This is a genomic window from Echinicola sp. 20G (assembly GCF_015533855.1).
In the GTDB taxonomy this organism is placed as follows: Bacteria; Bacteroidota; Bacteroidia; order Cytophagales; family Cyclobacteriaceae; genus Echinicola.
This window is the reverse complement of the sequence record NZ_AP024154.1, coordinates 3,270,064-3,296,772: the sequence shown is the minus strand read 5'-3', so window position 1 is coordinate 3,296,772 and position 26,709 is coordinate 3,270,064. Positions and strand designations below refer to the sequence as shown.

17 protein-coding genes are annotated in these 26,709 nt (G+C 40.4%); 13 read left to right on the top strand and 4 right to left on the bottom strand.

Annotated features, from left to right (window positions below; all coding sequences use genetic code 11):
- Window positions 1-181 precede the first annotated feature (181 nt).
- Window positions 182-778: a YigZ family protein gene (locus JL001_RS13525; protein WP_200976792.1), complete on the top strand. Its 597-nt coding sequence runs from the start codon at window positions 182-184 to the stop codon at window positions 776-778.
- Here JL001_RS13525 and JL001_RS13520 read toward each other — a convergent pair.
- From JL001_RS13520 to JL001_RS13510, 3 genes are read right to left on the bottom strand one after another with little or no spacing between them, the layout of a single operon-like run.
- Window positions 762-1,373 carry a 3'-5' exonuclease gene (locus tag JL001_RS13520; protein WP_192006999.1) on the bottom strand — a complete coding sequence of 204 codons (612 nt, stop codon included), beginning with the start codon at window positions 1,371-1,373 and terminating at the stop codon, window positions 762-764. The two genes, JL001_RS13525 and JL001_RS13520, sit on opposite strands and share 17 nt — an antisense overlap.
- Window positions 1,370-2,848, bottom strand: a complete 1,479-nt coding sequence (gene nhaC, locus JL001_RS13515) for a Na+/H+ antiporter NhaC (RefSeq protein ID WP_200976790.1) — start codon at window positions 2,846-2,848, stop codon at window positions 1,370-1,372. Before nhaC ends, JL001_RS13520 begins: the two co-directional genes overlap by 4 nt.
- 58 nt (window positions 2,849-2,906) lie before the next feature.
- Complete coding sequence (locus tag JL001_RS13510; RefSeq protein WP_200976788.1) at window positions 2,907-4,025, bottom strand: FAD-binding oxidoreductase; 1,119 nt, start codon at window positions 4,023-4,025, stop codon at window positions 2,907-2,909.
- A 96-nt stretch (window positions 4,026-4,121) separates the two neighbouring features.
- Between JL001_RS13510 and JL001_RS13505 the strand changes: the two genes are divergently transcribed.
- Window positions 4,122-4,601, top strand: coding sequence for a DUF962 domain-containing protein (locus JL001_RS13505; RefSeq protein ID WP_200980421.1), 480 nt, complete (start codon window positions 4,122-4,124; stop codon window positions 4,599-4,601).
- 89 nt (window positions 4,602-4,690) lie between these two features.
- On the top strand, window positions 4,691-6,712 hold the full coding sequence (locus JL001_RS13500; protein ID WP_200976786.1) for a monovalent cation:proton antiporter family protein: 2,022 nt from the start codon (window positions 4,691-4,693) through the stop codon (window positions 6,710-6,712).
- 24 nt (window positions 6,713-6,736) lie between these two features.
- Here the strand turns inward: JL001_RS13500 and JL001_RS13495 are convergent, their stop codons facing one another.
- The gene (locus tag JL001_RS13495; protein WP_200976784.1) at window positions 6,737-9,016 is read right to left on the bottom strand and encodes a patatin-like phospholipase family protein; all 2,280 of its coding nucleotides are present in this window, start codon (window positions 9,014-9,016) and stop codon (window positions 6,737-6,739) included.
- 181 nt (window positions 9,017-9,197) lie between these two features.
- Between JL001_RS13495 and JL001_RS13490 the strand changes: the two genes are divergently transcribed.
- The 10 genes from JL001_RS13490 (at window position 9,198) to JL001_RS13445 (ending at window position 26,689) form a co-directional block, all read left to right on the top strand.
- Window positions 9,198-9,872 carry a DUF4494 domain-containing protein gene (locus JL001_RS13490; RefSeq protein WP_200976782.1) on the top strand — a complete coding sequence of 225 codons (675 nt, stop codon included), beginning with the start codon at window positions 9,198-9,200 and terminating at the stop codon, window positions 9,870-9,872.
- A gap of 191 nt (window positions 9,873-10,063) precedes the next feature.
- Window positions 10,064-12,805 carry a substrate-binding domain-containing protein gene (locus tag JL001_RS13485; RefSeq protein ID WP_200976780.1) on the top strand — a complete coding sequence of 914 codons (2,742 nt, stop codon included), beginning with the start codon at window positions 10,064-10,066 and terminating at the stop codon, window positions 12,803-12,805.
- A 203-nt stretch (window positions 12,806-13,008) separates the two neighbouring features.
- Complete coding sequence (locus JL001_RS13480) at window positions 13,009-14,349, top strand: sugar porter family MFS transporter (protein WP_200976778.1); 1,341 nt, start codon at window positions 13,009-13,011, stop codon at window positions 14,347-14,349.
- 59 nt (window positions 14,350-14,408) lie between these two features.
- Complete coding sequence (locus JL001_RS13475; protein WP_200976776.1) at window positions 14,409-17,558, top strand: TonB-dependent receptor; 3,150 nt, start codon at window positions 14,409-14,411, stop codon at window positions 17,556-17,558.
- Between the two features lie 12 nt (window positions 17,559-17,570).
- Window positions 17,571-19,313, top strand: coding sequence for a RagB/SusD family nutrient uptake outer membrane protein (locus JL001_RS13470; protein ID WP_200976774.1), 1,743 nt, complete (start codon window positions 17,571-17,573; stop codon window positions 19,311-19,313).
- Window positions 19,314-19,466: 153 nt separating this feature from the next.
- Window positions 19,467-21,149 (top strand): hypothetical protein, encoded by a 1,683-nt coding sequence (locus tag JL001_RS13465; RefSeq protein ID WP_200976772.1) that lies wholly within the window; start codon window positions 19,467-19,469, stop codon window positions 21,147-21,149.
- 34 nt (window positions 21,150-21,183) lie between these two features.
- Window positions 21,184-22,830, top strand: a complete 1,647-nt coding sequence (locus tag JL001_RS13460) for a glycoside hydrolase family 32 protein (protein ID WP_200976771.1) — start codon at window positions 21,184-21,186, stop codon at window positions 22,828-22,830.
- Window positions 22,831-22,887: 57 nt separating this feature from the next.
- Entirely contained in the window at window positions 22,888-24,390 is a 1,503-nt protein-coding gene (locus JL001_RS13455) for a glycoside hydrolase family 32 protein (protein WP_200976769.1), read from the top strand.
- 72 nt (window positions 24,391-24,462) lie between these two features.
- On the top strand, window positions 24,463-25,806 hold the full coding sequence (locus JL001_RS13450; RefSeq protein ID WP_200976767.1) for a sugar porter family MFS transporter: 1,344 nt from the start codon (window positions 24,463-24,465) through the stop codon (window positions 25,804-25,806).
- Entirely contained in the window at window positions 25,799-26,689 is an 891-nt protein-coding gene (locus tag JL001_RS13445) for a carbohydrate kinase (RefSeq protein ID WP_200976765.1), read from the top strand. The genes JL001_RS13450 and JL001_RS13445 overlap by 8 nt, the downstream gene beginning before the upstream one ends.
- Window positions 26,690-26,709 lie beyond the last annotated feature (20 nt).

The following is a 26,709-nucleotide window of genomic DNA, read 5'->3' as shown; positions in this document are numbered from 1 at the left end:
GCTAATTTAAGTAAAATCAACCTTCCCATCCTCAAGGCCAACAAAGATTTAAAGAATTAATATCACTACCTTAAACTAAACAATTTATAATGACTTTCAGATTAGGCTATACAAATTTTGTGATTCCTTTGACAGGTTATACTTTTGAAGGCGGTTTCTTTAGGACACAGTCAAAGCAGTTATGGAAGATTCATTTTTAACGTTAAAAACAGATTCAGAAGGACTATACAAAGAAAAGGGTAGCAAGTTCTTAGCTTTTGCCTATCCTGTTTCCGACGAGGACGAAGTGAAGGAAAAATTGGAAGCATTGAAGAAAAAGTACTATGATGCTCGTCACCATTGTTATGCCTATATCCTAGGAAAGGACCAAGATACTTTCAGAGCCAATGATGACGGAGAGCCAAACCATTCCGCTGGTGATCCAATTCTCGGTCAAATAAGGTCCAATAATCTCAGTAATGTACTGATCGTAGTAGTACGATATTTTGGAGGAACCAAACTAGGAGTCGGAGGATTAATTACAGCCTATAAGACTGCTGCTTCAGAGGCCATTGAAGCCAATCAGATCGTTACTGATATTGTCACCAAAACCCTAAAATTCCAATTTGAATACCTGGACATGAATGATGTCATGAAGCTGATCAAGGATTATGACCTACAGATCAAAAAACAAGATTTCGACAATATCTGCCACCTGCATCTTTCGATTAGAGAGACATTACTGGATGAGGTAATGGGGATTCTTGATGACATTCCTTCCGTTAAGATGCTGAATTAGAAAACAAAGGGTCCAGATAACCTTTATCATACAGCTCTGCAAAGATCTCTAAACAAGCCCAAGCATCAGTAGCTGCGTATAGCTGCTGCTTTTTGGTCAATTCCTCAGCCTCCCAATTGGACACCTGCTCGGATTTTGAAATCCTGATATTCAAAACCATTGCACTGAGGTTCCTTACACCCACATTGTGAAAACCAACTTTTTTCAGCTCTTCATTAAGGTCAAAGAAAGAAGCCTGTTTAAAAGAAGGATTCAGCTTTTTTAAAGCCCTGATGTCATCGCGAACCGCCGCTCCTATTTTCACCCTATTGGGATCTTCCAGGATGTCCATTACCTTTTTGGGAAAACCTACATGGTTAAGCCTAAATAAATAAGCTTTTTCTGGAGTAGAAAGCTGCAATAAGGACACATCATAATGGACCCCCTTCCTAAAAGAAGGTCTTGTCTCGGTGTCAAAGCCTATACGAGTATACTTCTTTAATTCATTTACTGCCTCATCTATCAGCTTCTCATCTTCAATCAAGACAATCTCACCTTCAAAGTGACCTATTGGCAATTCATTTACTTCATCTTTACTTATTCTAAAAGGAATCATACAGCCAGTTCTTTTTGAATTTCTCTCATTTCTTCTTCTGTATAGTAGTTAATCCCCAACTTAAAATACCCATAGAGTACCGTCATAAAGGGACTAATAATATTAAAAAAACAATATGGTGCATAAGTCAATGTGGCCACGCCCAAAACTGATGCCTGAGTGGCACCACAGGTATTCCAAGGAACCAATACCGAAGTAACTGTGGCACTATCCTCCAAGGTTCTGCTCAGGTTTTCGCCCTTAAGCCCTCTCTTCTTGTAAATATCCGCATACATCCTACCCGGTACCAAAATCGCCAAATATTGATCTGATGTGGTAAGGTTAAAAAACACACAGGTAGCAGCCGTGGAAGCTATCAGCGAACCCAAAGAATGTACCTTGGCAATGACCGCCTCTGCAATCACCATAAGCATCCCGCTTTCTTCCATAATTCCTCCAAAAATCATCGCGCAAATGATCAACCAAATCGTATAGAGCATCCCAGCCATTCCGCCAGTTGAGAGTAATTCATTAACCATTTCATTGGAAGTAGTAATGCTGATTTCCCCATATAAGGCCATCATTACAGCCTTAAATGACTGGAACGTATAAGTCCCTCCCTCTCCGGCAATTGTCTGGATTATTTGAGGTTGAAATATTACCGCAAAAACACCCCCTAATAAAGCTCCTGCCAATAATGCCGGCACTGCTGGCACTTTCTTCACAATCATCACCAAAACCAAAATCGGCACAATAAACAACCAACCGTTAATATTGAATTTTTCCGAAATCACAGTGGAAATCCCCTTTACCTGCTCAACAGAACCCGTCGCTCCAATCGTATATCCCATCACTCCAAAAATGATCAATGTAATCAAAATTGAAGGTGTAGTGGTCTTGGTCATATGTCGAATATGGGTAAACAAATCAGTTCCAGCCATAGCTGGTGCCAAGTTCGTAGTATCTGACAAAGGAGACATTTTATCTCCAAAATAAGCACCTGAGATGATTGCGCCGGCAATGACTCCATCTTCAAACCCCAACGCTTTGCCTATACCAAGAAGCGCCACTCCTACCGTCGCCACCGTCGTCCAGCTGCTTCCTGTGGCTATGGACACAATAGCACTGACCACACAAGCGGCAATTAGGAAAATCCCAGGACTTAAAATCTGTAGGCCATAATAAATCATGGCAGGTACTATCCCACTAAGCAACCACGTCCCAGCCAAAGCTCCTATCAATAACAGGATCAAGATCGAAGGCATGGCCGCTCCAATGCTTCTCACAATCCCTTCCTGAAGTGGTTCCCAGCCAATCTTTAATCTAAAGATTGCAATCAGGCCAGCCAAGGCAGAAGACAATATCAGCACCATTTGATTAGAACCCGATAAACTATCCGTACCAAAAATTCGGATATTGATCACCAGCAAAATTATAAGAAACAAAATAGGGATGAGCGCTTCCCCTAAGCTGGGCTTTTTCTGAAGGTTGGTCATTGATATGAGGTTGAAATAATAATTTAGAAACTTAAAATTAACAAAAAATATGATTTAATCAGTCCCCTAACAAACTGGCCAGTTCTTTACCTGCTTCCCAGCCAATCGCAACTCCCATCCCTCCTAATCTTACCCCTATCCCCACACGGGCATTGACTTTTTTAATAATTGGATTTTTATGCTCTCCAAAAGCCATAATTCCAGACCATTCCATATCCCATTCAATCTTTCTATCTGGAAAAACAATTTCTGAAGTTATTTGCTGTAGGTGCTCCTTGATGTGTTCATTGATTCCCCTAGCCGTGGTGGTCTCTTCTTGTTCTTCCAAATTTCTCCCTCCACCGATCAAAAATCGATTGTCCACATTTCTAAAATAAACATAGCCTCTATCCATATGGAAAGTCCCTTCCCAAGGAAATTCAACTAATGGCTGACTAACCATGATCATACCTCTTCCAGGCTTGACATCCAAATTCTCGATCAACTGTCCTGCAAAGGCATTGGAGCAAACAGCCATAATCCTACCCTGAAAACCGATGCTTTCATCATAATAAGACTTTACATATGCCTTACAATTTTCCTTATCCAACAGGCTCACTTCAGCTCCGGTTAAAATATTGACCTGCAAATCCTGGCATTTTCTCCAAAGACACTGTAAATATTTAGCTGGGTCAAGCTGTCCTTCAAACCTGTTTTTGACGATGTTGGTAACACTTGGAGCAAAACCAAACTTATCCATGCCCTCCACTTTTTCAAAAACCTCTCCTCCAAAAAATGGCCTGAAGAAAGAATTAATTCTTTCCATTTCATCAAGTGTATCTTCCTCATGCTTTCTGATCAGGTCAAAGCCTCCACAAGGTTTGTAATCCAAAGCGTCATCTCCAAAAACATTCCTGATGTTCTTCAGCCCCAAGCGGCGCCTGGTGAGCAACTCAAACACTTCTTCCTCAGAATTGGTCTTGAGGTCTTCCACTACCTCTGTCAAACTTCCAAAACAGGCGAATCCTGCATTTCTGGTACTGGCTCCGCTTGGAAAAACGCCTCTTTCCAATACCAAAACAGATCGTCTTGGAAATTTTTCTTTATAGTGAATGGCCGTAGATAAACCAACAAACCCCGCTCCTACTACTACTAAATCATATTGAATAAGGTTTTTCTTTTCCCAATAGCTTAACATAATCTCTTTTGATAAATAATTTTCCGCCTAGATTCATTAAATTAAATGAGCTTGAACCACTAATTACAAATTCATTTTCCGATGGCCCAAACTAACATAAGAAAAATAGATCAATTATTAAGTGAATATGGCGTAAGTCACCAAAATCCAGTAAATAAAAGAATTCACTGGATCTGTGTTCCTGCCATCTTCTTCAGTATTGTCGGGCTAATTTTCAGTATTCCCACAGAACCTATAGCCTTTCTTTCACCTTACCTTGGCCCATTTGCCAATTGGGCAACAGTAGCGCTAGCAATTGTACTTTTTTATTATTACTCCCTGTCCCCTCCGTTGGCGTTGGGAATGTTCTTATTTGCTGCATTTTGTCTTTTTTGGGCCAATTTAATTACCATAGTCTCTCCTGTTCCACTATGGGCCATTAGCCTGTTGATCTTTGTGGTTGCTTGGATCTTACAGTTTTATGGGCATAAAGTTGAAGGTAAGAAACCATCATTTTTGAAGGATGTACAGTTTCTACTTATTGGCCCCGCTTGGCTGATGCATTTTATTTATAAACGTTTTGGATTTGCCTATTAGGTAAAGCTATTTTCATCAGCACTTATGTAATTCATTGATCTTATTGTATTTTTAAAATTCAAGATTAACTGATCCATTTATTTCACTCGATGAATTATTACTTAATTGCTTCCGCTGAGCTTCCTATGTTGCCTGATATAGTCATCATTTTTGGTTTGGCTACCTTGGTAATTCTTTTGTTTATGCGACTTAAGGTTCCCACCATCATTGGTTTCCTTTTCACGGGAGCCATTGCAGGACCTTATGGGCTATCACTTGTTAATGCTTCTACTACAGTGGATGTACTCAGTGAAATAGGAGTCATCTTGTTGCTTTTTGTAATTGGGATGGAGTTTTCGCTCAAAAGCCTAATGTCCATCAAAAAAGCGGTCTTTATAGGTGGTTCCCTGCAGGTAGCCCTAACTATCTTAATTGCATCGACTGCATCTTATTTTCTAGGTTTTGAGTGGAATGTAGCCGTTTTCTTTGGCTTTCTTTTGGCTTTAAGTAGCACTGCTATAGTATTAAAGCTTCTCCAAGAGTCAGGTCAAGTAAATAACCTTACCGGAAAGACAATTTTGGCTATTTTGATATTTCAGGACATTATTATTGTTCCCATGATGCTATTGACGCCAATGTTGGCTGGGGAATCTGACAATATCTTTCTTTCTCTTTTCTATATGATTGTAAAAGGAGGCTTGGTCATTCTGATCACCATCCTATCGGCCAAATACCTGATCCCGAACCTACTATACCGCATTGCAAGGACAAGAAATGAAGAACTCTTTTTACTAAGTATCATCGTGATTTGTTTTTCAGTAGCCTTCTTGACTTCATTGATGGGGCTCTCTTTGGGACTGGGAGCATTCTTGGCAGGTTTGATCATCAGTGAGTCCGAATACAGTCATCATGCTACGGGTAAAATCTTGCCCTTTCGGGAGATTTTCTTGAGCTTCTTCTTTGTCTCAGTGGGAATGCTGTTTGATGTGGGCTTTTTGTTCCAGCACATAGGAATCATTCTTTTACTGGTGTTAATGGTATTCAGTATCAAATTCATCATGACAGCCATAGCCGTCCGTTCTATTGGAGTAGACTTCAAAGAGGCTTTTATTGTAGGCTTTTCAATATTTCAAATTGGTGAATTTTCGCTTTTACTCGCCAAAGAGGGTCTTAAATTTGAGTTATTGGATGAAAACAATTACCAATATTTTCTGGCTGTTTCCATTATCACCATGGCCATTACACCTTTTGTTATCAATAAAAGGGAAAATTTATCTTTTAAGATCGTCAACCTTCCATTACCCAAACAGCTGAAAACCAAATTCATCAGTGCAGCAGGAAGCATTTCCATGGCCAACTTTGAAGGGGAGGAATTATCAGACCACTTGGTGATCATTGGCTATGGACTAAACGGAAGGAACCTGTCCAAAGCAGCCAAAAGGGCGAAAATCCCTTACTCCATCATTGAAATGAATCCGGAAACGGTCAGGGTGGAAGCTGAAAAAGGAGAGCCCATCATTTATGGTGACGCTTCCAATGAAATTGTGCTCAAGCACGTCAATGTCCATCGGGCTCGTGTAGTAGTCATTGCAATTAGCAACAGTGATGCTACCAAAAGCATCATTGCGGCCATCAGGCTCTTGACAAAAAACGCCTCGATTATCGTAAGAACAAGATACGTCAACGAAATATCGGCCAACCTCTCCATGGGGGCTGACGAAGTTATCCCGGAGGAATTTGAAACATCCATTGAGATCTTTACCAGGGTACTTAACAAGTACCTTATTGCCAAAGATGAAATCGAAGATTTCACAGAAGAGGTACGTTCCCATAACTATGAAATGTTCCGGTCCACCAAAACCAATGGTCGCGATCGCCTCAATCTTGACCTGCCAGAAATAAACTTTGTCAGTTTGAAAGTTGCTCGGGATAGCGGAAATTATATTAATAAGCCCTTGAAAAAAATCAACCTTCGTGAAGGGCTGGGAATTAACCTAGTCGCTTTAAAAAGGGATGGAAAAACCACCTCGAATATCAATGGGGAAACCAAACTGAAATTTGGGGACATTGTTTATGTCGTAGGTAAGCCTGAATCGCTTGGAGTTTTTGAAAAGGAAGTTGGAGAGTCTTAGATTTAACACTCTCCATTTCCCTTATTATTGCTTGAAAATTTCTGCTAATCTTTCCAAAGACTGCTGGTTCTGATAGCTATTGATACAGTTCAAAATATCACTTTTCTCTCTCGCAGTAAGCCTCCAGTTCAGTGAGGCCCGCTGGATTTCCAGTTCCTTGTTTTCAACATCTTCTCCTAGCTCCATGTTCTTTTGCCTTTCCACAAAATCCTTTGCCGAATACTCAAACTCAACCCTATCAAGTTCATAGGGAACCTTTTCTTTCATCGTATTAAAGAGCGTTTCATTATTCAAGGTTTGCACGTTGTCCCAGTTGATGTAAATATTTTTAAGGGGAGTAAACAGCTTCTGCATGATGGTTGGAGGTGTCTTTTTCTCTATTTCGAGATTTTTCTCTGAATCTCTAATGGTCACCAAAACTACTCCAGAAGTATTTTCCGCAATCCAATCTTCAAAGACATACAAAAACCTTAAAGCATCATTGATACCAAAATTATCTGACAACCCAGAATCCATGAGTTCCATTTGAGGCTCAGAAGGAAGTTGGATGTTAGGAGTGATAAAGGGGAAAGTGGCCCCCATTCTCAGTGCACTGATAAATCTTAAGCTTCCCGCATCCTGTCCACTAAAAAACCTCAAAAAGTCTATCGACTGACTTTTTTCGTCATCCCCGATGAGCTGTTCAGTTGAAATCCCCATATAGCTCATACTGTGCGGAGCAATAAACAGTTTACGGCCATCATTTACAATCAGTGGTGTCACAGGAAGCAAGGGAATATCAGCATTTAACTCAGGTTCTGCATATGCTGACAAAGGTTTATCCAATACACCTTGAGTATTGATGTTCAACTGATTTTCAAAGGCAAATCCCCGATCCTGCAAATACTTCCTTCCATTATAAGTCACATGCTGGTTTCTGATCAAAAGGTCATTGATCATTAAGGTAAAAATGATAGGATTAAGGTTATCAGAAGAAATTTGTTCCAAATATTTACGGTCGGTGAGATCAATCGAATCATCATGGAGAGACCTAAGGTATAATTCCCTAAAAAAAGCAGCCCCAACAACTCCGCCCGAAGCGCCTGTAAAAAGTCTGGTATGTTCCATAAACCCTTCTCCGGTTTTTTGGTGCATTTGCTGCAATACATGTAAAGTCCACAAAGCTGCCCTTTGTCCTCCTCCGCTGGAGGTAATCACCATCATCTTAGGTTTCTCGTCAACTGGAAATTTTGCCCGCCAATTGTTCAAAATCTCTACAGCTTTGTTCTTGTCCTTGGAAACGGTATCAGGGTGTAATAAAGTTCTCAAACGCGCAAGGTTATATTCTGCCGGATCGCCATCATAATCCAGTCCCAAAGCAGAATGGGGACGGTTCATGATCGTTGTGCTAGAGGCCATATTAAAAATCACAAACAAGGCTATCGCTACAAATGTTGACCAACTCCTGAGCCAAAAGGTCAATGCTCCTACCAATAAAGTCAATATGGAAAAAATCAACATTACGCTCATGGCAGCTGGAAACTGTAAAAACTCATAATCCCTAAAAAAGCCTAAAAACAAAATAACACCTACAAGCACCGTTTCAATGATGAACAGATTAAGGTGATTTTGGTCAAAGACCTTCAAGAGTTTATTCCCTTCAAATCTGGCCAAGTCCTCTCTGACAGGCTTTAGCTTAAAGTCAATATCCAGGTAAGTATCTACTTTTCCCTCAGCTCTTTTTCTATCCTTATAGCGTTTGATCACATTGGCCCTGGATACTTTTGTCTTTCTCAGCCTTTTGTCCAATGTATCTGTGAACATCACGAAGAAGTCCTTATTTGTTAGCGCAAAGTAAGAGAACAGCAATAAGAAAGTAAGCACATTGCCCCCCATGAAGCCTAACAGAAACTTCACTATCTCCCATTGATCATCCAGCTCATTATCCAATTGAAAAAAGATGACGCTCAAAAAATAAATAAGATAGGCTGTAAAAGGAATTATACTATTGTTGATACAAAACCTAATGAATGGCCTTGAAAGAACAGCCAAAAACTGAAACTTGGCTGCATCCATGATGTAGGTAGTCATATGGAAGGCCATGGTAAAAACAGCAAAGCCTATCCCCATCAAAAAAAAGCCCAGCCACGATACCCTGTTAAGGTATTCCGGATCCAAAAACAAATAAGGAATTCCTAATACCTTGCCAAAATTTCCAGAAAAAATCAACACCAACAACACCCAAATCCCCACCAAGGCTATATTTTTTTTTAGGTGCAGTTTGAGCAATTGTATTGGGAAGCTGTGCAAAACACTATTCCACATAAATTGTATTTTTAAAAGTTAATATACACTTTTTCATCAGTTATTTATACTCCAATCCCAAAAAGTCAAATCATTCAAATTCAAAAAGAATAGACGATTTGAGTAATTTTGAAAATTTCTATTTGGGCTTTCTTCATTAGATATTACCTTAGCCGACCAATAGTATAAATAAAGGAAAATAATGAGAACTTGGTTTTTGTGCAAAGTAAAATACGCAAAGGAAAATGAGCAAGGTTTGCTCAAAAATGTGTCAGAACAATACCTCATCGATGCGGTTTCTTTTACTGAAGCAGAGGCCCGGATATACGACATGTTAGGCAGTGTCATCCGAGGTGATTTTCAGGTGACCAATATCAGTAAGAGCAATATAGTGGATGTATTTTTCTACGATGACATTGACGTATGGCACAAATGTAAAATCACCTATGTAGTGGCTGACGCGGACAGTGGAAAGGAAAAGAAGGTCACCCAATATATGTTGGTAACTGCTCATGATGTCAAAGAAGCTTACGAAAGAATTCATGAAAGCCTGAGCAATATGCTTGTTACTTTCAGGGTTCCTGATATCAACGAAAGTCCGATCGTCGAGATCTTCCCTTATGAAAGCGAAGATGAGGAATTGTTACCTCCCCCACCCTCTCACCTTAAACCTGTCAGTGAAGTCAAAGCTGATCAGGCAAGAAGGGAAGAAGCTCGAACTGCCAATGTGAAGCAAACTGAACCGGAAGAAGAGGAGGACGATTCGGAAGGCCATTATGATAAAGAAGAAATTCCTACCAATGAATCCATGGAAGATGATGGTGAAGAAGCTTATGCAGAAGAAACTGGCTCTGAAGAAGAGGAAGAAGACATATAATACTCCCACAAATAATCTTCTACAAAGGTTGGTCTCAAAAGCCAACCTTTTTCTATTTAGTGCCCTGCCCTGATTTTATTTTTTCAAAAGCTCCCACAGTCCATCATTTTTAGCATATTTGTTATACTGACAAGTCAAAGCGCAAGAGCAAGATGGGTCTTAAGTCTCCCGAAGTAACCTAAACCTAATTTATGAAAGTCCAGACCTGGCTATATTTCATCGTATTGTTTGTTTTATTTTCTTGTGGGAATGGTGAGCAGGCCCCACAATACAAGATTGGTTTTTCCCAATGCGTCAGCAATGATGCCTGGAGAAGGACCATGCATGAGGAGATGTACAGAGAACTCAGCTTCTATCCTGGACTCTCTCTCGAAATCAAAGATGCTCAAGGCAATAATAAAACTCAAATTCAGCAGATAAGGGCATTTATGGATACGGGTATTGATCTATTGATTGTATCACCCAATGAATCTGCTCCCATTACTCCTATCATTGAAGAAGTGTTCCACAGTGGAATTCCCGTAATCGTGGTAGATAGAAAAACCACCTCTAACTTATATTCTGCTTATGTTGGTGGAGATAATTACGAAGTAGGCTATTCCGCAGGCCAATATATTCGCAACCTACTTAAAGGGGAAGGAAAAATCGTGGAAATGTGGGGATTGAGGGGAAGTTCTCCGGCCATCGAGAGACATCGAGGACTAACCACTGCTCTTTCAGGCACAAATATCGCTATTGCTGAAAGTATCAATGGTGAGTGGGAAAAGGACACCGCAAAGAATCGATTAAGAGCCCATCTTCTTCAAGAACAATCCAGTGATTTTGACCTGATCTTTGGGCACAATGATGTCATGGCGATTGGCTCCTACGAAGTCTTAAAAGACATGGAAATCACTAGTAAAAAGTTTGTTGGTGTGGATGCCCTTCCTGGTCCTTATGGGGGTATTCAGGCTGTTTCCGATGGGATTTTAGATGCAACTTTCTTCTATCCAACAGGAGGGGACAAGGCCATAGAAGTCGCTTATAAAATTCTCACAGGGGAGAAATTCGAAAAGGAAAACATCCTCCAAACCGCTGCCGTCGATTCCTCAAATGTCCGTATCATGAAGCAGCAAACGGATAAAATCATTGACCAACAAGCCAACATCACCAAGCAAAATGAACGGATCAGCACCCAAATGGAAATTTATCGTAACCAAAGAACGTTTCTATTTGGATTTGGATTTACCTTATTTGTAGCTATTCTTTCACTGGCCTATGTCTTCAAATCCCTCCGAGAAAAACAGGAAATCAATGAGGAATTAAAAAGTAAAAACAAAGAAATATCCGAGCAAAAGGACAAAGTGCTCAAACTGTCAAAAAAAGCTGAAGAGGCTACCCAGCAGAAATTTGAGTTTTTCACCAATATTTCACATGAATTCAGAACACCACTCACACTTATCCAGGCACCTGTCGAAGACTTATTGCAAAACCATCAAACTGCTCCTTTCAAAAATGACCTGACACTTATCCGTAACAACACCATGCGCTTGCTCAGGCTGGTCAATCAATTGATGGATCTGAGAAAGATTGATCACCATAAAATGAAAGTTAAGGCTGTAGAACAAGAATTGATTCCTTTTATTGAAGACATCATGTCCTCATTTAGAAAAACAGCCGGAAACCATGAAATTACTTTCAAGCTAATCACAGAGGATCGTTCCATCAAAGCTTGGTTTGACCCCATGATGTTGGATAAAGTGATGTTTAACCTACTTTCAAATGCTTTTAAATTCACCTCTAACAAAGGAAGTATTTTGATTAAGGTATTTACTGTCTCTCTTGACAATACAGTAAATATTAAAGTAGAAGATTCAGGAAGTGGTATGTCCAGTTCATCCATGGAGCGTGTTTTTGATCGCTTTTACCAAGGTGAAACATTTTCCAAAACAGGTACCGGGATAGGACTGGCATTAAGCAAGGAATTGATTGATTTGCATAAAGGGGAAATTTCAGTCGACAGCAAAGAAGGAATTGGCACCACTTTCCAGGTAACGCTCAAGCTTGGGAAAAATCACTTCAAGGCATCTGAAATTCTCGAAGGAACAACGCAACAGTACTTTTCGGAAGAAAACATTGGCTACTTCGAGGAACCTGAAAGCTTGGAAGTACAAATAAAAGAGGGGATAAAGGAACAAACAATTTTAATCATAGAAGATGATGAACAAATTCGAAATTACCTGTCCCAGCAATTGAGCAAGTACTATCAAGTATTGGAAGCCGAAAGTGTGGAAATCGGGCTGGCCAAAGCAATGGATGAAATCCCAGACCTGATCACCTGTGACTTGATGCTTCATCATAAAAACGGTTTTGACATAGTCCGTAAGCTCAAAAATGACCTTAGGACTTCTCACATACCTATCATTGTTATCTCAGCAAAAAGCGGAATAGAAGAACGTATTTTGGGCATTAGGTTGGGAGTAGATGATTATATTCCAAAACCTTTTAATTTCAACATGGTTCTAGAACGAATCAAAATGTTACTGGCCAGTAGACAAAAATTAAGAGAACATTATATTCATGAATTACCCATTGAAAACCCAAAAACTAAAAAAACTTCTCCCGATAAACGGTTTGTCAGTGAATTCACATCAATCGTTGAAAAGAATTTTCATAATCCTCATTTCGGAGTAAATGAGATATGCGAAGAAATAGGTCTTTCCAGAGGCCAGCTGTACAGAAAAGTAAAAGCATTGTTAGGTTACAGTGTCAACGATTACATAAACAAAGTACGTCTCAAAAAAGCCAAGCACTTATTGGTCAACGAAAACAGCCCCATTGCAGACATCGCATTTCAGGTTGGCTTTACCACATCAGCCTATTTTTCTACAGCTTTTAAAAATCATTTTGGCATGACCCCTTCGGACTTTAGAGAACACGAAAAAGTAAATTGATCGGGGAGTGATACAATTTTAAAATCATGAAACGATTTTGAAAGTCCAATTTTACTATTAAAATTATCTAAACCGTTTGAAATTCATTTTAAAAGCCATTTTAGGCTTATCTGGTCGGGTATTGGAATAAATTTGTAAGTTTTTGACACAATTTTAAAACATTGCACTACCACTTCTTCATAGCTTGGTATCAACAATAAGCCATGAAGAAAATAACATCATATTATTCTATAATCGTATCTATATCCGGATTTTTATTCGGGTTTGATACCGCTGTTATTTCAGGAGCCAATCTGCCATTAAAATTATTATGGGAGACTTCTGAGTGGTTTCATGGATTTTTTATAATGTCCGTAGCACTTTGGGGGACGGTCATAGGGGCTTTGTTTGGAGGAATTCCATGTAACAAAATTGGCCGGAAAAACACCCTTTTCTGGATTGGCGTGTTTTTCTTGGTTTCTTCAATAGGAACAGCTTCTGCCACTGATCCATATATCTTTTCGTTTTATAGGTTCATAGGAGGCTTAGCCATTGGAGCCTCATCAATAGCTGCTCCCACTTACGTTTCTGAAATCAGTCAAGCATACCATAGAGGTAGACAAGTTGGCCTTTATCAAATCAATATTGTCACGGGTATTCTACTCGCCTATATTTCCAACTACTTTTTGCAAGGAGTCGGAGGAAGCAATGACTGGAGATGGATGTTAGCGGCAGAAGTTATCCCTGCTTTGCTCTTTTTGGCATTCATTTTAGACATTCCTGAGAGTCCAAGGTGGTTGGTATTGAAAAAACAAAACTTGACTGCCGCTAGAAAAGTGTTGGCAAAAACGTCAAATCCACAACAAATTGACACCATACTTTCCACCATCCAAAAAGACTCTATCCAGTCAAAAAAACTCAAGCTCTTTTCGAACAAAAACAAATTCATTCTATTTCTGGCGGCTGCCATTGCCTTTTTCAATCAGTTTAGTGGAATCAACTTTATCCTATACTATGCTCCCGAAATTATGGAAAAGGCCGGTTATGTCACCTCTACTTCCCTATTGGGAGCAGTTTATATAGGCTGTACTAACCTTGTATTCACCTTGGTTGGCATGTACCTCATCGACCGAACTGGAAGGAAATCACTGATGCTGGTAGGTTCAATGGGATACATTCTTAGCTTGGCCATGATCAGTTATGGTTTTTACACCAACTCAAGTCCCAGTTTTATTCTCTCTTTTATCCTGTTGTTTATCGCTTCTCACGGTATCGGACAAGGAGCGGTTATTTGGGTCTTCATTGCCGAAATTTTCCCCACCAAGATCCGTGCTATGGGACAATCTTTCGGGGCAGGAATTCACTGGGCAGCTGCAGCGATTATAACGCTTTTTGGAGCGGTTTTGATTGACAACCTCGCTCCCTATCAAATTTTCATCATATTCTTTAGCATGATGTTACTTCAGGTAGGCTTTGTATGGTTTATCATGCCAGAAACTAAAGGTATAGAATTAGAACAGTTACAAAAACAATTACATCATAAAACCCAATCTATCAACTCATGAAACAAAAAAATTATCATTCACTAACCCTAATCAGTTAACATGACAAACCCATTTACCTTATGAAAACAACAATTTTAAGTTTATTATTTGCCTTGTTATTTAGCTGGCCTGTATTGGGCCAAACCAGTGACATCACGGGCAAAATTACTGATGAGTCCACCGGAGACCCACTCCCAGGTGTGACAGTCCAAGTTCAGGGCACTGCAAAAGGGGCCATTACTGACTTGGATGGAAACTACTCTATCTCTGCCAGCGCAGAAGATATCCTTGTCTTTTCATTTATTGGATACAAAACCATTACAGAAACAGTTGGAAACCGAAGTATCATCAATATTACCCTCGGCCAGGACTTCTCCAATCTTGATGAAGTCGTGGTGGTGGGATACAGTACCCAGAAAAAGTCCGACATGACAGGTGCCATAGTAGCGGTTGACTTAACCCCCATTGAGGGACAAAGCATGAGTAGCGGTAACCCCATGCAGGCCTTGCAAGGTAGAGTACCGGGGCTTTATGTGGAAAAATCCGGAGATCCTTCCGGCGCAAGTAGCCGAGTGCTGATCCGAGGTATCACCACCTTGGGAAACAATGATCCTTTATATGTAATTGATGGAGTCCCCACCAAGCGCCCTGAAGTATTTGCCAGCTTAAATCCTGAGGCGATTGAATCTATTCAGGTCTTAAAAGATGCCTCTGCTTCGTCTGTATACGGTTCTAGAGCTGCCAATGGAGTAATTGTGGTCACTACCAAGAACAAAACATTGGGTGGAGAAAAAATAGGTGTAAGCTTTAATTCCAGTTTTTCCATGCTTTCAGAAAAGCAGCAACGATATGATATGCTAAACGCTGAACAACGTGGTGAGGCTTTGTGGAGAGCTTCTGTCAATGACGGAGCTGATCCCGCTGGTGGATATGGAGAGATTTACAATTTTGATTGGAATGGAGACTTTGATAATCCGGTCTTGAACAGTGTGACCGTTCAGCCTTATGTAGGGGGAGATCAAAATGTTCCTGCGGGTGATACGGATTGGCAAGATGCTACTTATGAAACTGGCTATGCTTTCAATAATGAATTGACCATAACCACTAATTCTGAGAAATCTTCCTTGATGTTAAACCTCAACCATTATAAAAACACTGGTATTTTGAAATACACAGACTTTGAGCGTTACACAGCTCGGTTGAACGCCAACACATGGCTTTTTAATGACAAAGTCCGCTTTGGACTCAATACCCAATTTTCATCTTCTAACGAAACATTGGCTTCTCCAGACGTTGGAAGTGCCCCTACTCCTGGCCTGGCCATTACCATGGCTCCGACTATTCCAGTTTATGATGCCAATGGTGACTTTGCGGGACCTTTAGGCTCAGGGTATTCAGACAGAAACAACCCTGTGCTGATGCAGTACATTAACCGCTGGGACAATACACGTAAAAACAATTTCTATGGAAATGTCTTTGCGGAATGGTCTATTCTAGAAAACATTACTTTCAAAACCAGTTTAGGCCTTGACTTCAGTGATTATGCCAAAAAGGACATAGAACCCACTGTAAAAAACGGCTTTATTACGAGAAGTAATAACCGATTGATCTGGGACACCAATAAATTCACCAGCCTTGTATTTTCCAACACATTGAATTACCAACTGGAAAAAGGGGAACACCGAATTGATGTCCTACTTGGTGTAGAATCCATTAAAGATGATTTTAACAGTATCGTGTCCATTGCAGATGGATTCGCAGTGGAAACTGAGTCTTACTTTGTTTTGGATGCGGCAACAGGTGCCAGAACTTCAAATGGAAGATCAACAGGAAGTCGCCTCCTTTCCCAATTTGGTAAAATCAATTATGCATTTTCAGACCGGTATTTGGCCTCATTTACCTTAAGAAGGGATGGATCTAGCCGTTTTGGTAAAAACAATCGCTACGGAATCTTTCCTGCAGCAACTGTAGGCTGGAGAATCAGCAACGAAGAGTTCTTGAAAAACAATGAAACACTCTCCGATTTAAAACTTAGAGTGGGCTATGGTGAAGTAGGAAACCAAGAGATTGGTGACTTGGCGAGGTTTGGATTGTATGAATCCAGGTATGGCCCCAACCAAGCCCAGTATATCGGTGGTTTCTTTGAGATCTACTACAATGTCGGAACTGCTTACGATATCAATGGAAACAATACAGGGAACCTTCCTTCAGGATTTGTCTCTATACAGGCTGAAAACCCAGATTTAAAATGGGAAACTACCCAAGAATGGAATTTTGGTTTGGATTTCAGCTTATTCAATTATGCCATTAACGGGTCATTTGATTTCTTCACCAGAGAAACCAGCGATATTTTAACCACTCCACCTATAGCCTCGGTTATAGGAGAAGGTCAGCAAAGGGTATTGAATGGTGCCTCCACTAAAACCAACGGTTGGGAACTGGCATTGAATTATGCTAAAGATTTCAATAGTGACCTCACTTTATCAATCAACACCAATTTCGGTGCCTTCAAAGATGAAATCACCTTTCTGCCAGAAGAAGTAAGGACAGCCTTCCCCGGTACAATTAACAATTCAATACTAGGCCATTCTCAATTTTCCATCTTTGGTTATCAATCTGATGGATTGTTCCAAAGCCAAGAAGATGTGGACAACAGTCCCGAGCAAGTAGGTGCCAGACCAGGAAGCTTAAAGTTCAAAGACATCAATAACGATGGTGTAATTGATTCTGATGACAGGGATTTTATCGGTACAACCTTACCTGCTCTGGAATATGGAATTGGATTTGACATAAAATACAAAAATTTTGATTTTTCAATCTTCGGATCAGGTGTTACTGGCAGGATTGGCCAAGACCCTTATATCCTCTGGAACAACTTTGTTCAGGGTAGAGAAAATGCAGGTTTGGGTGTAATGGATGCTTGGACTCCAGAAAACACAGACACGGATATCCCAGCACTTTCCCTTGCCTTTAACGACACCAGAACATCTGATTATCTCTTTAGAAACAATTCTTATTTCAAGGTTAGAAACCTCCAGTTGGGCTATTCTTTCTCTGAAGACTTGATCAACAACTGGGCAGGTATGTCAAGGTTAAGGCTTTATTTTCAGGGTGAAAACTTATTCTGGATCACACCTAAAGACTATATCGGTTCCGATCCAGAAAGGACCGATGTCAACAGGATACCTGTTCCAACCACTTTTACATTGGGACTTAATGTAAATTTCTAAATGATGAATATTATGAAAACTTATAAGATATATCTAGCGACATTGATTTTGGGTTTGAGCCTAAATGCATGCTCAGAAGATTTTCTGGAATATGAACCGGAAGGGGTACTTTCTAGCGATAATGTGGCTACCCCAGATAATGCAGAGGGTTTGGTCATTGCGGCCTATGCAGGCATTGGTAATGATGAAATGGTGGGTCCATTGACCTCCATGTGGGTCTATGGTAGTGTCCGGTCTGATGATGCTTACAAAGGCGGTGGCGGACGAGGAGATGTGGGGGAAATTGACCGATATGAACAATATAACCTGACCATTCCTGATCAAGGTGATTTCATGGCACCGCGTACTTGGACCAACTTTTACAAAGCCATCTCCAGGGCTAACTTTGCCCTGCAGGTCATCAATGATATCCCCGATGCCGATTACCCTGATAAGGCCATACGTCAAGCTGAACTTAGGTTTTTGCGAGCCCACTCACATTTTATTCTTAAAACGATTTTCAGTAAAATACCATATATCACTGAGGATCTGAGCCAAGAAGAGATCGCGCAAGTTTCCAATGAGGTCTTGGATGAAGAGCTTTGGAACAAAATTTCAGAGGACTTTCTATTTGCCTATAACAACCTACCCCCATCTCAGGAGGAAGTAGGTAGAGCAGATAAAAATGCTGCAGCGGCTTATCTAGCAAAAGTAAGATTATACCAAGCCTATGAACAAAACGACCAACATCAAGTAGTCAATATTAATACTTCCAGATTGGAAGAAGTAATTCAATATGTGGACGAAGTAATTGGCAGTTTGGAAGATGACTTTGGGAATAATTTCCTTGATGGTTTTGACAATGGGCCGGAATCTATCTGGGCAGTTCAGTTCTCCATCAATGACGGAACCACTGTAGGCCGGGTAAGCTATGTAACCGGATTGAATTCTCCTCATGGTACTGGCCTTTACGGATGCTGTGGATTTCACTTAGCCAGCCAAAACATGGTAAATGCTTTCGAAACGGATGATAATGGATTGCCTTTGCTAGACACATTCAATGACTCAGACATTTTTAATTCTGTACTGCCTGATGGCACTAGCCCAGTTGCTGCTGGCTTGACCGTCGACCCTCGGTTGGACCATACCGTTGGGATACCTGGCAGACCATTTAAGTACAGGAATACCGTAAACAGCTCAGGAGACATGGTGTACAATTTCAGCTGGGCAAGAGACCCGGGGGTATATGGCTACTTTGGAAACATGAAAGAACAACAGGCCCCTGACTGCTCCTGCTACAAAAAAGAAGGCCCTTTTATCGGTACCTCCAAAAACATCGACTTTATCCGCTATGCTGATGTTCTGTTGTGGAAAGCAGAAGCTCTCATTCAATTGAATAGATGGGATGAAGCCCTGCCTATCATCAACCAGGTAAGACAACGTGCAGCCAACAGTACACAAAGGCCTATGGATGCAGGTGCTACTGACATTTACAATATCAGCACCTACACTAGCTTCCCCAGCAAAGAATATGCTTGGAAAGCATTGAAATTTGAAAGAAGATTGGAGTTTGCTATGGAAGGGCACCGTTTCTTTGACCTGGTCAGATGGGGAGAAGCCGAAGAAGTCTTGAATGATTATTTGGCTGAAGAAAAAACCAAAAGGGACTTTCTTTCAAATGCTGAATTTACCTCTGGAAGGGATGAATATTACCCTATACCACAAAGGGAAATTGACTTCACCGGTGGAGTCTATAAACAAAACCCGGGCTATTAAACCTATTACCTTGGCGGGCCAATTAATTAAGCCCGCCAATTTCAAGAAAACTTGGAAGGTTTAGGGCTATGCAAAAGAATAATTTATAGGTCAATATTTTATTTTTCAATAAAATATAATAAAGTTTATAACTTCAACTAAATCGATTAACCAATGAACCTTAGACCTATTACCCTACTCTTAATTTTTCTTTGCACCAGCTTGATTCTTTCATGTAAAAATGATTCCAAAGAGAAAATGGTTACGGAAAATCGGAACAAACCGAAAATCGTCAACATTGTAAACTTTATTCGTGAGCTTGAGCCAAGGGACGAGAATATCACCAAAGATGTGCTCTACCAAACTGTTGTCAATCAAATTGATATCATGAAAAAACATGATCTAGGAGGAACCTTTCTATTACAGTATGATGCATTGGTGGATGAGCGCTACCAGAAACTTCTTAAAAACCTTCCCAAAGGTACTTTTGAAATTGGTGTGTGGTGGGAAATCCCACAACCCTTGGTTGAAAAAGCCGGTTTGGAATGGAGAGGCAGGTTCCCTTGGGACTGGCACCCTGATGTAGGTTTTTCCACAGGCTATACCCCAGAAGAAAGAGAAAAACTGGTAGATGTTTATATGGAAGATTTTAAAGCGGCTTTTGGTTATTATCCCAAGTCGGTAGCCTCTTGGTTTATCGACACCCATACTTTGAACTATCTCTATGAAAATTACAAGATTGTTGCTTCTGCCAATTGTAAAGATCAGTTTGGTACGGATGGATACACTTTATGGGGCGGCTATTGGAACCAGGCTTATTACCCAAGCAAAATCAACTCTTATATGCCTGCTCAAAATGAAGAGAATCAAATCCCAGTACCTATTTTCCGAATGTTAGGAAGTGACCCTATCCGTCAGTATGATACCGGCCTTGAAAGAGAGCGCCAAGGAGTGATTACCTTAGAACCAGTATACCAAGATGGAGGAGGAAATGAAACTTGGGTAAACTGGTATCTGCAGGAATTTATTAACGGTGAATCAATGGAATTTGCCTATACCCAAGCTGGACAGGAAAATTCATTTACTTGGGCGGGAATGAAAAAAGGGTTTGAGATCCAAATGCCGGTACTTGCGAAATTACGCGACCAAGGTAAAATTAAAATCGAAACCCTAGAAGCATCTGGCAAGTGGTTCTCAGAAACCTACAAAACCACTCCAGCAACTTCTGTAACTGTCGAAAATGACCTTCCTGGAAGTGATCTCAAAACCGTGTGGTTCAATAGCCGCTTTTACCGTGCCAATATCTTGTGGGAAGATGGCACACTTAGGTTTAGGGATATTCATTTATTCGATGAAAACATTCCCTCCCCTTACCTTCATAAAAAGCTGGAAAGCAATCAAGCACTCTTTTTTACACAACCCATTGTGGATGGCTATCTATGGAGCACATCGAAAGAATTAGCTGGACTAAAAATCAACTATACTTTGGATGGCAAAACAATGTCTTTAAAAGGAGGCATTCCAAAGATTAGCAACCCTGAAGCGGGAAAACTTCAGATCAGTTGGTCACTTGAATCTCAAGATGGTACCCTCGTCCTTAACATGGATGAAAAGGAGATGCAAATAACAATTGATGGGGCAGATAAACTAGACTGGTTTCTTGACCTTACCACTCCTAAGGATAGTAAAGAACTACCATTTGAGACTATCCAGAAGAAAAGTATCAGCAGTATTTTCCAAGAAAACAGCTATGTCATAAACGCGTTGGAAGGCCAATTTTCTGTACCATCAGAAGATGTTGTATTCAGAATATCACCAGAAAACAATGTGATCAAATTGGATTTCTCAGAAAGATAAAATATTTAAAAACACTCAACCTATTAAACCTAAAATGAACCTAAAATTTAAAAAAGCATTATTCGGCACCATTTTATTTCTCTTCACTTGTGTTTCTGTCTTTGCAGGTGAAATCAAACTGAAGATCAATAAAAAGTACCTGAACATTCCAATCTCTCACAAAGAGGAGCGGCAAAAAATGACCTTTCAGACTGATGGCAAAGATGATCTATCGGTAGTTGTCCGTCTGGCTTCCGATGAACCGGATTATTGGATTTTCAAAGATGTGTCAAACCTGAAAGGAAAGACCTTAAAAATCAGTTACGAGGGAAATGAGGCTGGCTTATCCAAAATCTACCAAGATGATTATTTTGTAGGCCAAGACCAGATGTATAAAGAAAGCAATCGGCCTCAATTCCACTTCACAACGCAAAGAGGTTGGATCAATGATCCAAACGGCCTGATTTTCCATGAAGGAGAGTACCACCTATTCTATCAGCATAACCCCTATGAAAAGGAATGGGAAAACATGCATTGGGGACACGCTGTAAGCAAGGATTTAATTCATTGGGAAGAACTGCCAGATGCACTTTACCCTGATCAACTTGGGGGAATGTTCTCAGGGTCTGCTGTCATCGATTACCAAAACACAGCTGGTTTTAACAAAAATGGAACGCCTGCCATGATTGCAGCCTATACAGCTGCCGGGCCAGAAAAACAGGTTCAATGCATTGCTTACAGTTTGGATAATGGAAGGACTTTTACCAAATATCAAGGCAACCCTGTAATAGATTCAAAAGCCAGATGGAACAGCCAGGACACCAGGGACCCCAAAGTGTTTTGGTATGAAAAGGGAAATCACTGGGTAATGGTACTCAACGAGCGTGATGGACACTCCATTTATAACTCTACTGACCTCAAAGACTGGGAATACCAAAGTCATACAACGGGCTTTTGGGAGTGCCCTGAGCTATTTGAACTGCCCATTGATGGAAACAAAAACAATACTTTATGGGTCATGTATGGAGCTTCTGGCACTTATATGTTAGGTGACTTTGATGGAAAAATCTTCACCCCTAAAAGCGGTAAACATCAATACACTTCAGGTTCTATTTATGCAGCACAGACCTATACCAACATGGACAATGGCCGTCGCGTACAAATTGGTTGGGGAAGAATAAGCCACCCCGAGATGCCTTTAAATGGAATGATGCTCCTTCCAACGGAATTATCTCTTAGAAACACCAAATCCGGACCTCGTTTGTTTAGTGAACCTGTATCTGAGGCAGAACAGCTTTTCAGTCCTGTAAACCAATGGGGGAATTTAACATCGGAAAAAGCGAATGAATTGTTGGGTGAATTTTCAAATGCAGGCAGTTTGAGGATCAAAACCACCATCAAATTATCACATGCTACCAATGCAGGGCTTAACCTTTTTGGACAGCATCTAATCGATTATGACCTCAATTTTAACCAACTCAATGGTGAGTTCTACTCTCCCAATGACCCGACCAGCATGGAAATTTCGGCTGACATTTACATCGATAAAACGAGTATAGAAGTATTTGTCGATAATGGTGCACTGTATTTCTCCATGTCAAGGTCTGCAGACAAAAACAACCAAGAAGGCTTTCACTTCTGGGGAAACAATATCACCGTTAAAAACCTTGAAGTATTTGATGTACAGTCAATCTGGGAATAATCTTGATTGTATTTGTTTATTGTTTATTCATAATATCATTCAAACCCAAATAGCCATATGAAACCTACTATCAAACCTATAACCATTCTTCTGCTTGTGTTTTTCCTGTATGCTTGTTCAGAAAAGCCCAAAGAAAAAACAGAGGAAAACATCCAGCTATTTGATGAGAAATATCGTCCCCAATATCATTTTTCTCCACCTCAACAATGGATGAATGATCCTAATGGGATGGTTTACCTTGACGGAGAATACCATTTATTCTACCAGCACTATCCAGACAGCAATGTCTGGGGACCAATGCACTGGGGTCACGCAGTGAGTAAGGATATGCTCAACTGGGAGCATTTACCCATCGCGCTCTACCCTGATAGTCTGGGGTATATCTTTTCCGGAAGTGCAGTAATAGATCATGGAAAAACCTCGGGGTTGGGAAAAGATGGAAATGATCCTATGGTAGCCATTTTCACTTACCACCAAAATCAAAAAGGCCAAACTCAGGGCATCGCTTTCAGCAATGACAAAGGTCGGTCATGGACAAAGTATAATGGAAATCCAGTGCTAAAAAGCCCAGGCATTCCAGATTTTAGAGACCCAAAAGTAAGTTGGTACGAACAAACCAATGGAGAAGGAAAATGGATCATGACCCTTGCCGTAAAAGACAAAATCAGCTTTTATTCCTCCCCTAACCTGATTGATTGGAAGCATGAAAGTGATTTCAATCCTGACTGGGCAGCATATGGAGGTGTCTGGGAGTGCCCAGATCTCTTTCCTCTTACCACTCCCGACGGAAATGAAAAATGGGTACTTTTGGTCAGTATCAACCCGGGAGGCCCTAACGGTGGGTCTGCCACTCAGTATTTCATTGGACAATTTGATGGACAAACGTTTACTGCTGAAGGTTCAGATGTAAAATGGATTGATTATGGAGCAGATAATTATGCGGGAGTAACCTGGTCCAATATACCTCAAGAGGATGGAAGAAGGTTGTTTTTAGGCTGGATGAGCAACTGGCAATATGCTAATGTTGTTCCTACCCAAGTCTGGAGGTCTGCCATGACCATTCCCCGTGAACTACAATTGGTAAAGGATAATTCAGGAAACATTTTATTATCTTCTACCCCGGTAAAAGAAATCCAAAATCTAGTAGAATCTACAAATGTCGTTGAAGGGGCTTCCTTTACGCTAGACCATAACCTCTTTCAATTGGACTTAGGAAAAACTCCAGAGCAACCAGGATCGGTGATTTTAAGTAATGATTTGGGAGAAAGTATTACCCTTCAAATTTCCAATGATGCCATCACCTTTGACCGAAGTAATGCGGGTCATACTGACTTTCAAGACGAATTTGGAAACATTCACCATGCTCCAATGAAGAATATAAAAGTTGAAAATATAAGCATCTTCTCAGACCGTTCTTCCTTGGAGTTTTTCTTTAATGATGGTGAAATGGTAATGACTGAAATCATTTTCCCTACTGCTCCACTACTTAAGGTAGAACTTAAAGGCTTTAAGGGTGAGAATAAGGTTCATTACTTTAAATCAATTTGGAACAACCAGTAGATTGAATAAACAATTAGTTTCAATTCAAACTACTTCTGGCTAGTTTTGGTACTAGCCTTTAAATAACCTGACATGAACAGTAAAAAGTACGTTATTTTCCTTTCTATAGTGGCCGCATTGGGAGGATTCTTATTTGGCTTCGATACGGCAGTAATTTCCGGTGCGGAAAGATTTATCCAAGCAAAATGGCAACTCAGTGATTGGACCCACGGCATGGCGGTGGCCATTGCCTTATACGGAACCGTACTTGGGGCATTATTCGGAGGAATCCCAGCTGATAAATATGGGAGAAAATCTTCTTTACTCTGGATTGGCTTATTATATTTTGTCTCCGCCATGGGTTCGGCATTGGCTCCAGATGTCATCACTTTCATGATATTCAGATTTATCGGTGGGCTTGGTGTGGGAGCATCTTCCGTCGTTGCTCCAATGTACATCAGTGAAATTGCCCCGGCAAAAAACAGAGGGGTGCTGGTTGCGCTTTTTCAGTTCAACATCGTCTTTGGGATCCTAATGGCCTACTTCTCCAATTATCTAATAGAAATGGCCAACTTCAATGAAAGCTGGCGTTGGATGTTGGGCATGGAGGCCATTCCGGCATTGATCTATACCCTTTTGACCATCAGGGTACCTAAAAGCCCAAGATGGCTCATAGCTCATCAGAACAATATTGAAGAAGCAACAGAGATTCTTTCTAAAACTGATCCGGATGGCGCAGAAGAAGCGATTAGGTTGGCTATTGGAGAAAGAAAGCGGGAGAAAGTGAAAGTAGGCTTTTCAGCATTATTTAAAAAGAGCCACTTTAAAACCACCCTTTTGGCCATTATGATTGCCCTGTTCAACCAGCTTTCCGGCATTAATGCCATTATTTATTTTGCCCCTAGAGTCTTTGAAATGGCGGGAATAGATCAAGAAAGTGCTTTGCTCTCCACCATTGGTATCGGTGCCGTAAATATGGTGGCCACCATGTTAGGACTTTATTTGATTGATAGAATTGGTAGAAAAAAACTGATGCTAATAGGCTCAATTGGCTATATTGTCTCCCTTATATTGATTGCCTATTCTTTTTCCGGAGGTGCCATCAGCCCTTCTTATCTACCCATATTTGTTTTTGTCTTTATTGCCTCTCATGCTGTAGGTCAGGGAAGTGTTATTTGGGTATTTATTTCAGAGGTATTTCCCAATGAAACAAGGGCGTACGGACAGTCAATTGGCTGTTTTACACACTGGATTTTAGCAGCCGTGATTGCCAATGTTTTCCCATTCTTTGCGAATGTATTTGGTCCAGTAAGCATCTTTGGCTTCTTTGCCTTGATGATGGTTTGGCAATTGATTTGGGTATTGACAAAAATGCCAGAAACCAAAGGACGTTCTCTGGAAGAAATTCAACAAGATATGATCAAGACCAATGTATAAAAAAGTAGTAATATTTGGCGAAATGCTTTGGGATTGTTTCCCTGACAAGAATATCCCTGGCGGTGCTCCCATGAATGTGGCCTTACATACCCAATACCTAGGCTATCCAACCACTTTTATTTCAAAGGTTGGCAAAGACCAACTTGGTAAAGATTTATTGGATTTTGTGCAATCAAAATCTTTGGACATTGGAATGATTCAGAGGGATGAAAGTCATGAAACAAGCCGTGTGGTAGTAGATGATTCCGATAAGGAAAATATCAAATATGAAATCGTCAAACCTGTTGCTTGGGACTTTATTTCATGGAATCAGGAAGTTCAAAAAAGGGTAAATGAAGCTGATGCATTTGTCTTTGGCAGTTTAGCTGCAAGAAGCAAGGAAAGTAGGGAAACTCTTTTGAAGTTATTGGAAACGCAAACTTTAAAAATCCTTGACATCAATATTCGAGCGCCGCACTATTCCTTTGGTTTGATTGAATCACTATTAATAAAAGCCGATATTCTCAAAATCAATGATGATGAGTTAATGATTTTAAAAAAGGAACTGAAGCTTTCCAATGATATAGAAAAAGCCATAACCGCCCTAGCACAAAACTTCAAACTAAAATTGGTATGCGTTACTTTGGGATCAAAAGGAGCCATGATTTTTGATGGAGAACAGTTACATCGACACCCAGGCTATAAAGTCATCGTGGAGGACACTGTTGGTTCGGGAGATGCTTTCTTAAGTGGGTTTATCCATCAATTTCTCCAAAACAAACAGGCCAAAGAAATTCTCGACTTTGCTTGTGCCCTTGGAGCTTTAGTCGCAACTAACAAGGGAGGCACGCCTCAATACGACCTCAAATCAATTGACAATATTAGAAAAAGTTATTCCTCCTAGTAGGCTGTTTTTTATCAGCC

What these genes read in the sequence shown, in the direction of transcription:
- JL001_RS13525 (WP_200976792.1), top strand. Translation starts at nt 182, where the DNA reads ATGGAAGATTCATTTTTAACGTTAAAAACAGATTCAGAAGGACTATAC.
- JL001_RS13520 (WP_192006999.1), bottom strand. Translation starts at nt 1,373, where the DNA reads ATGATTCCTTTTAGAATAAGTAAAGATGAAGTAAATGAATTGCCAATA.
- nhaC (WP_200976790.1), bottom strand. Translation starts at nt 2,848, where the DNA reads ATGACCAACCTTCAGAAAAAGCCCAGCTTAGGGGAAGCGCTCATCCCT.
- JL001_RS13510 (WP_200976788.1), bottom strand. Translation starts at nt 4,025, where the DNA reads ATGTTAAGCTATTGGGAAAAGAAAAACCTTATTCAATATGATTTAGTA.
- JL001_RS13500 (WP_200976786.1), top strand. Translation starts at nt 4,691, where the DNA reads ATGAATTATTACTTAATTGCTTCCGCTGAGCTTCCTATGTTGCCTGAT.
- JL001_RS13495 (WP_200976784.1), bottom strand. Translation starts at nt 9,016, where the DNA reads ATGTGGAATAGTGTTTTGCACAGCTTCCCAATACAATTGCTCAAACTG.
- JL001_RS13490 (WP_200976782.1), top strand. Translation starts at nt 9,198, where the DNA reads ATGAGAACTTGGTTTTTGTGCAAAGTAAAATACGCAAAGGAAAATGAG.
- JL001_RS13485 (WP_200976780.1), top strand. Translation starts at nt 10,064, where the DNA reads ATGAAAGTCCAGACCTGGCTATATTTCATCGTATTGTTTGTTTTATTT.
- JL001_RS13480 (WP_200976778.1), top strand. Translation starts at nt 13,009, where the DNA reads ATGAAGAAAATAACATCATATTATTCTATAATCGTATCTATATCCGGA.
- JL001_RS13475 (WP_200976776.1), top strand. Translation starts at nt 14,409, where the DNA reads ATGAAAACAACAATTTTAAGTTTATTATTTGCCTTGTTATTTAGCTGG.
- JL001_RS13470 (WP_200976774.1), top strand. Translation starts at nt 17,571, where the DNA reads ATGAAAACTTATAAGATATATCTAGCGACATTGATTTTGGGTTTGAGC.
- JL001_RS13465 (WP_200976772.1), top strand. Translation starts at nt 19,467, where the DNA reads ATGAACCTTAGACCTATTACCCTACTCTTAATTTTTCTTTGCACCAGC.
- JL001_RS13460 (WP_200976771.1), top strand. Translation starts at nt 21,184, where the DNA reads ATGAACCTAAAATTTAAAAAAGCATTATTCGGCACCATTTTATTTCTC.
- JL001_RS13455 (WP_200976769.1), top strand. Translation starts at nt 22,888, where the DNA reads ATGAAACCTACTATCAAACCTATAACCATTCTTCTGCTTGTGTTTTTC.
- JL001_RS13450 (WP_200976767.1), top strand. Translation starts at nt 24,463, where the DNA reads ATGAACAGTAAAAAGTACGTTATTTTCCTTTCTATAGTGGCCGCATTG.
- JL001_RS13445 (WP_200976765.1), top strand. Translation starts at nt 25,799, where the DNA reads ATGTATAAAAAAGTAGTAATATTTGGCGAAATGCTTTGGGATTGTTTC.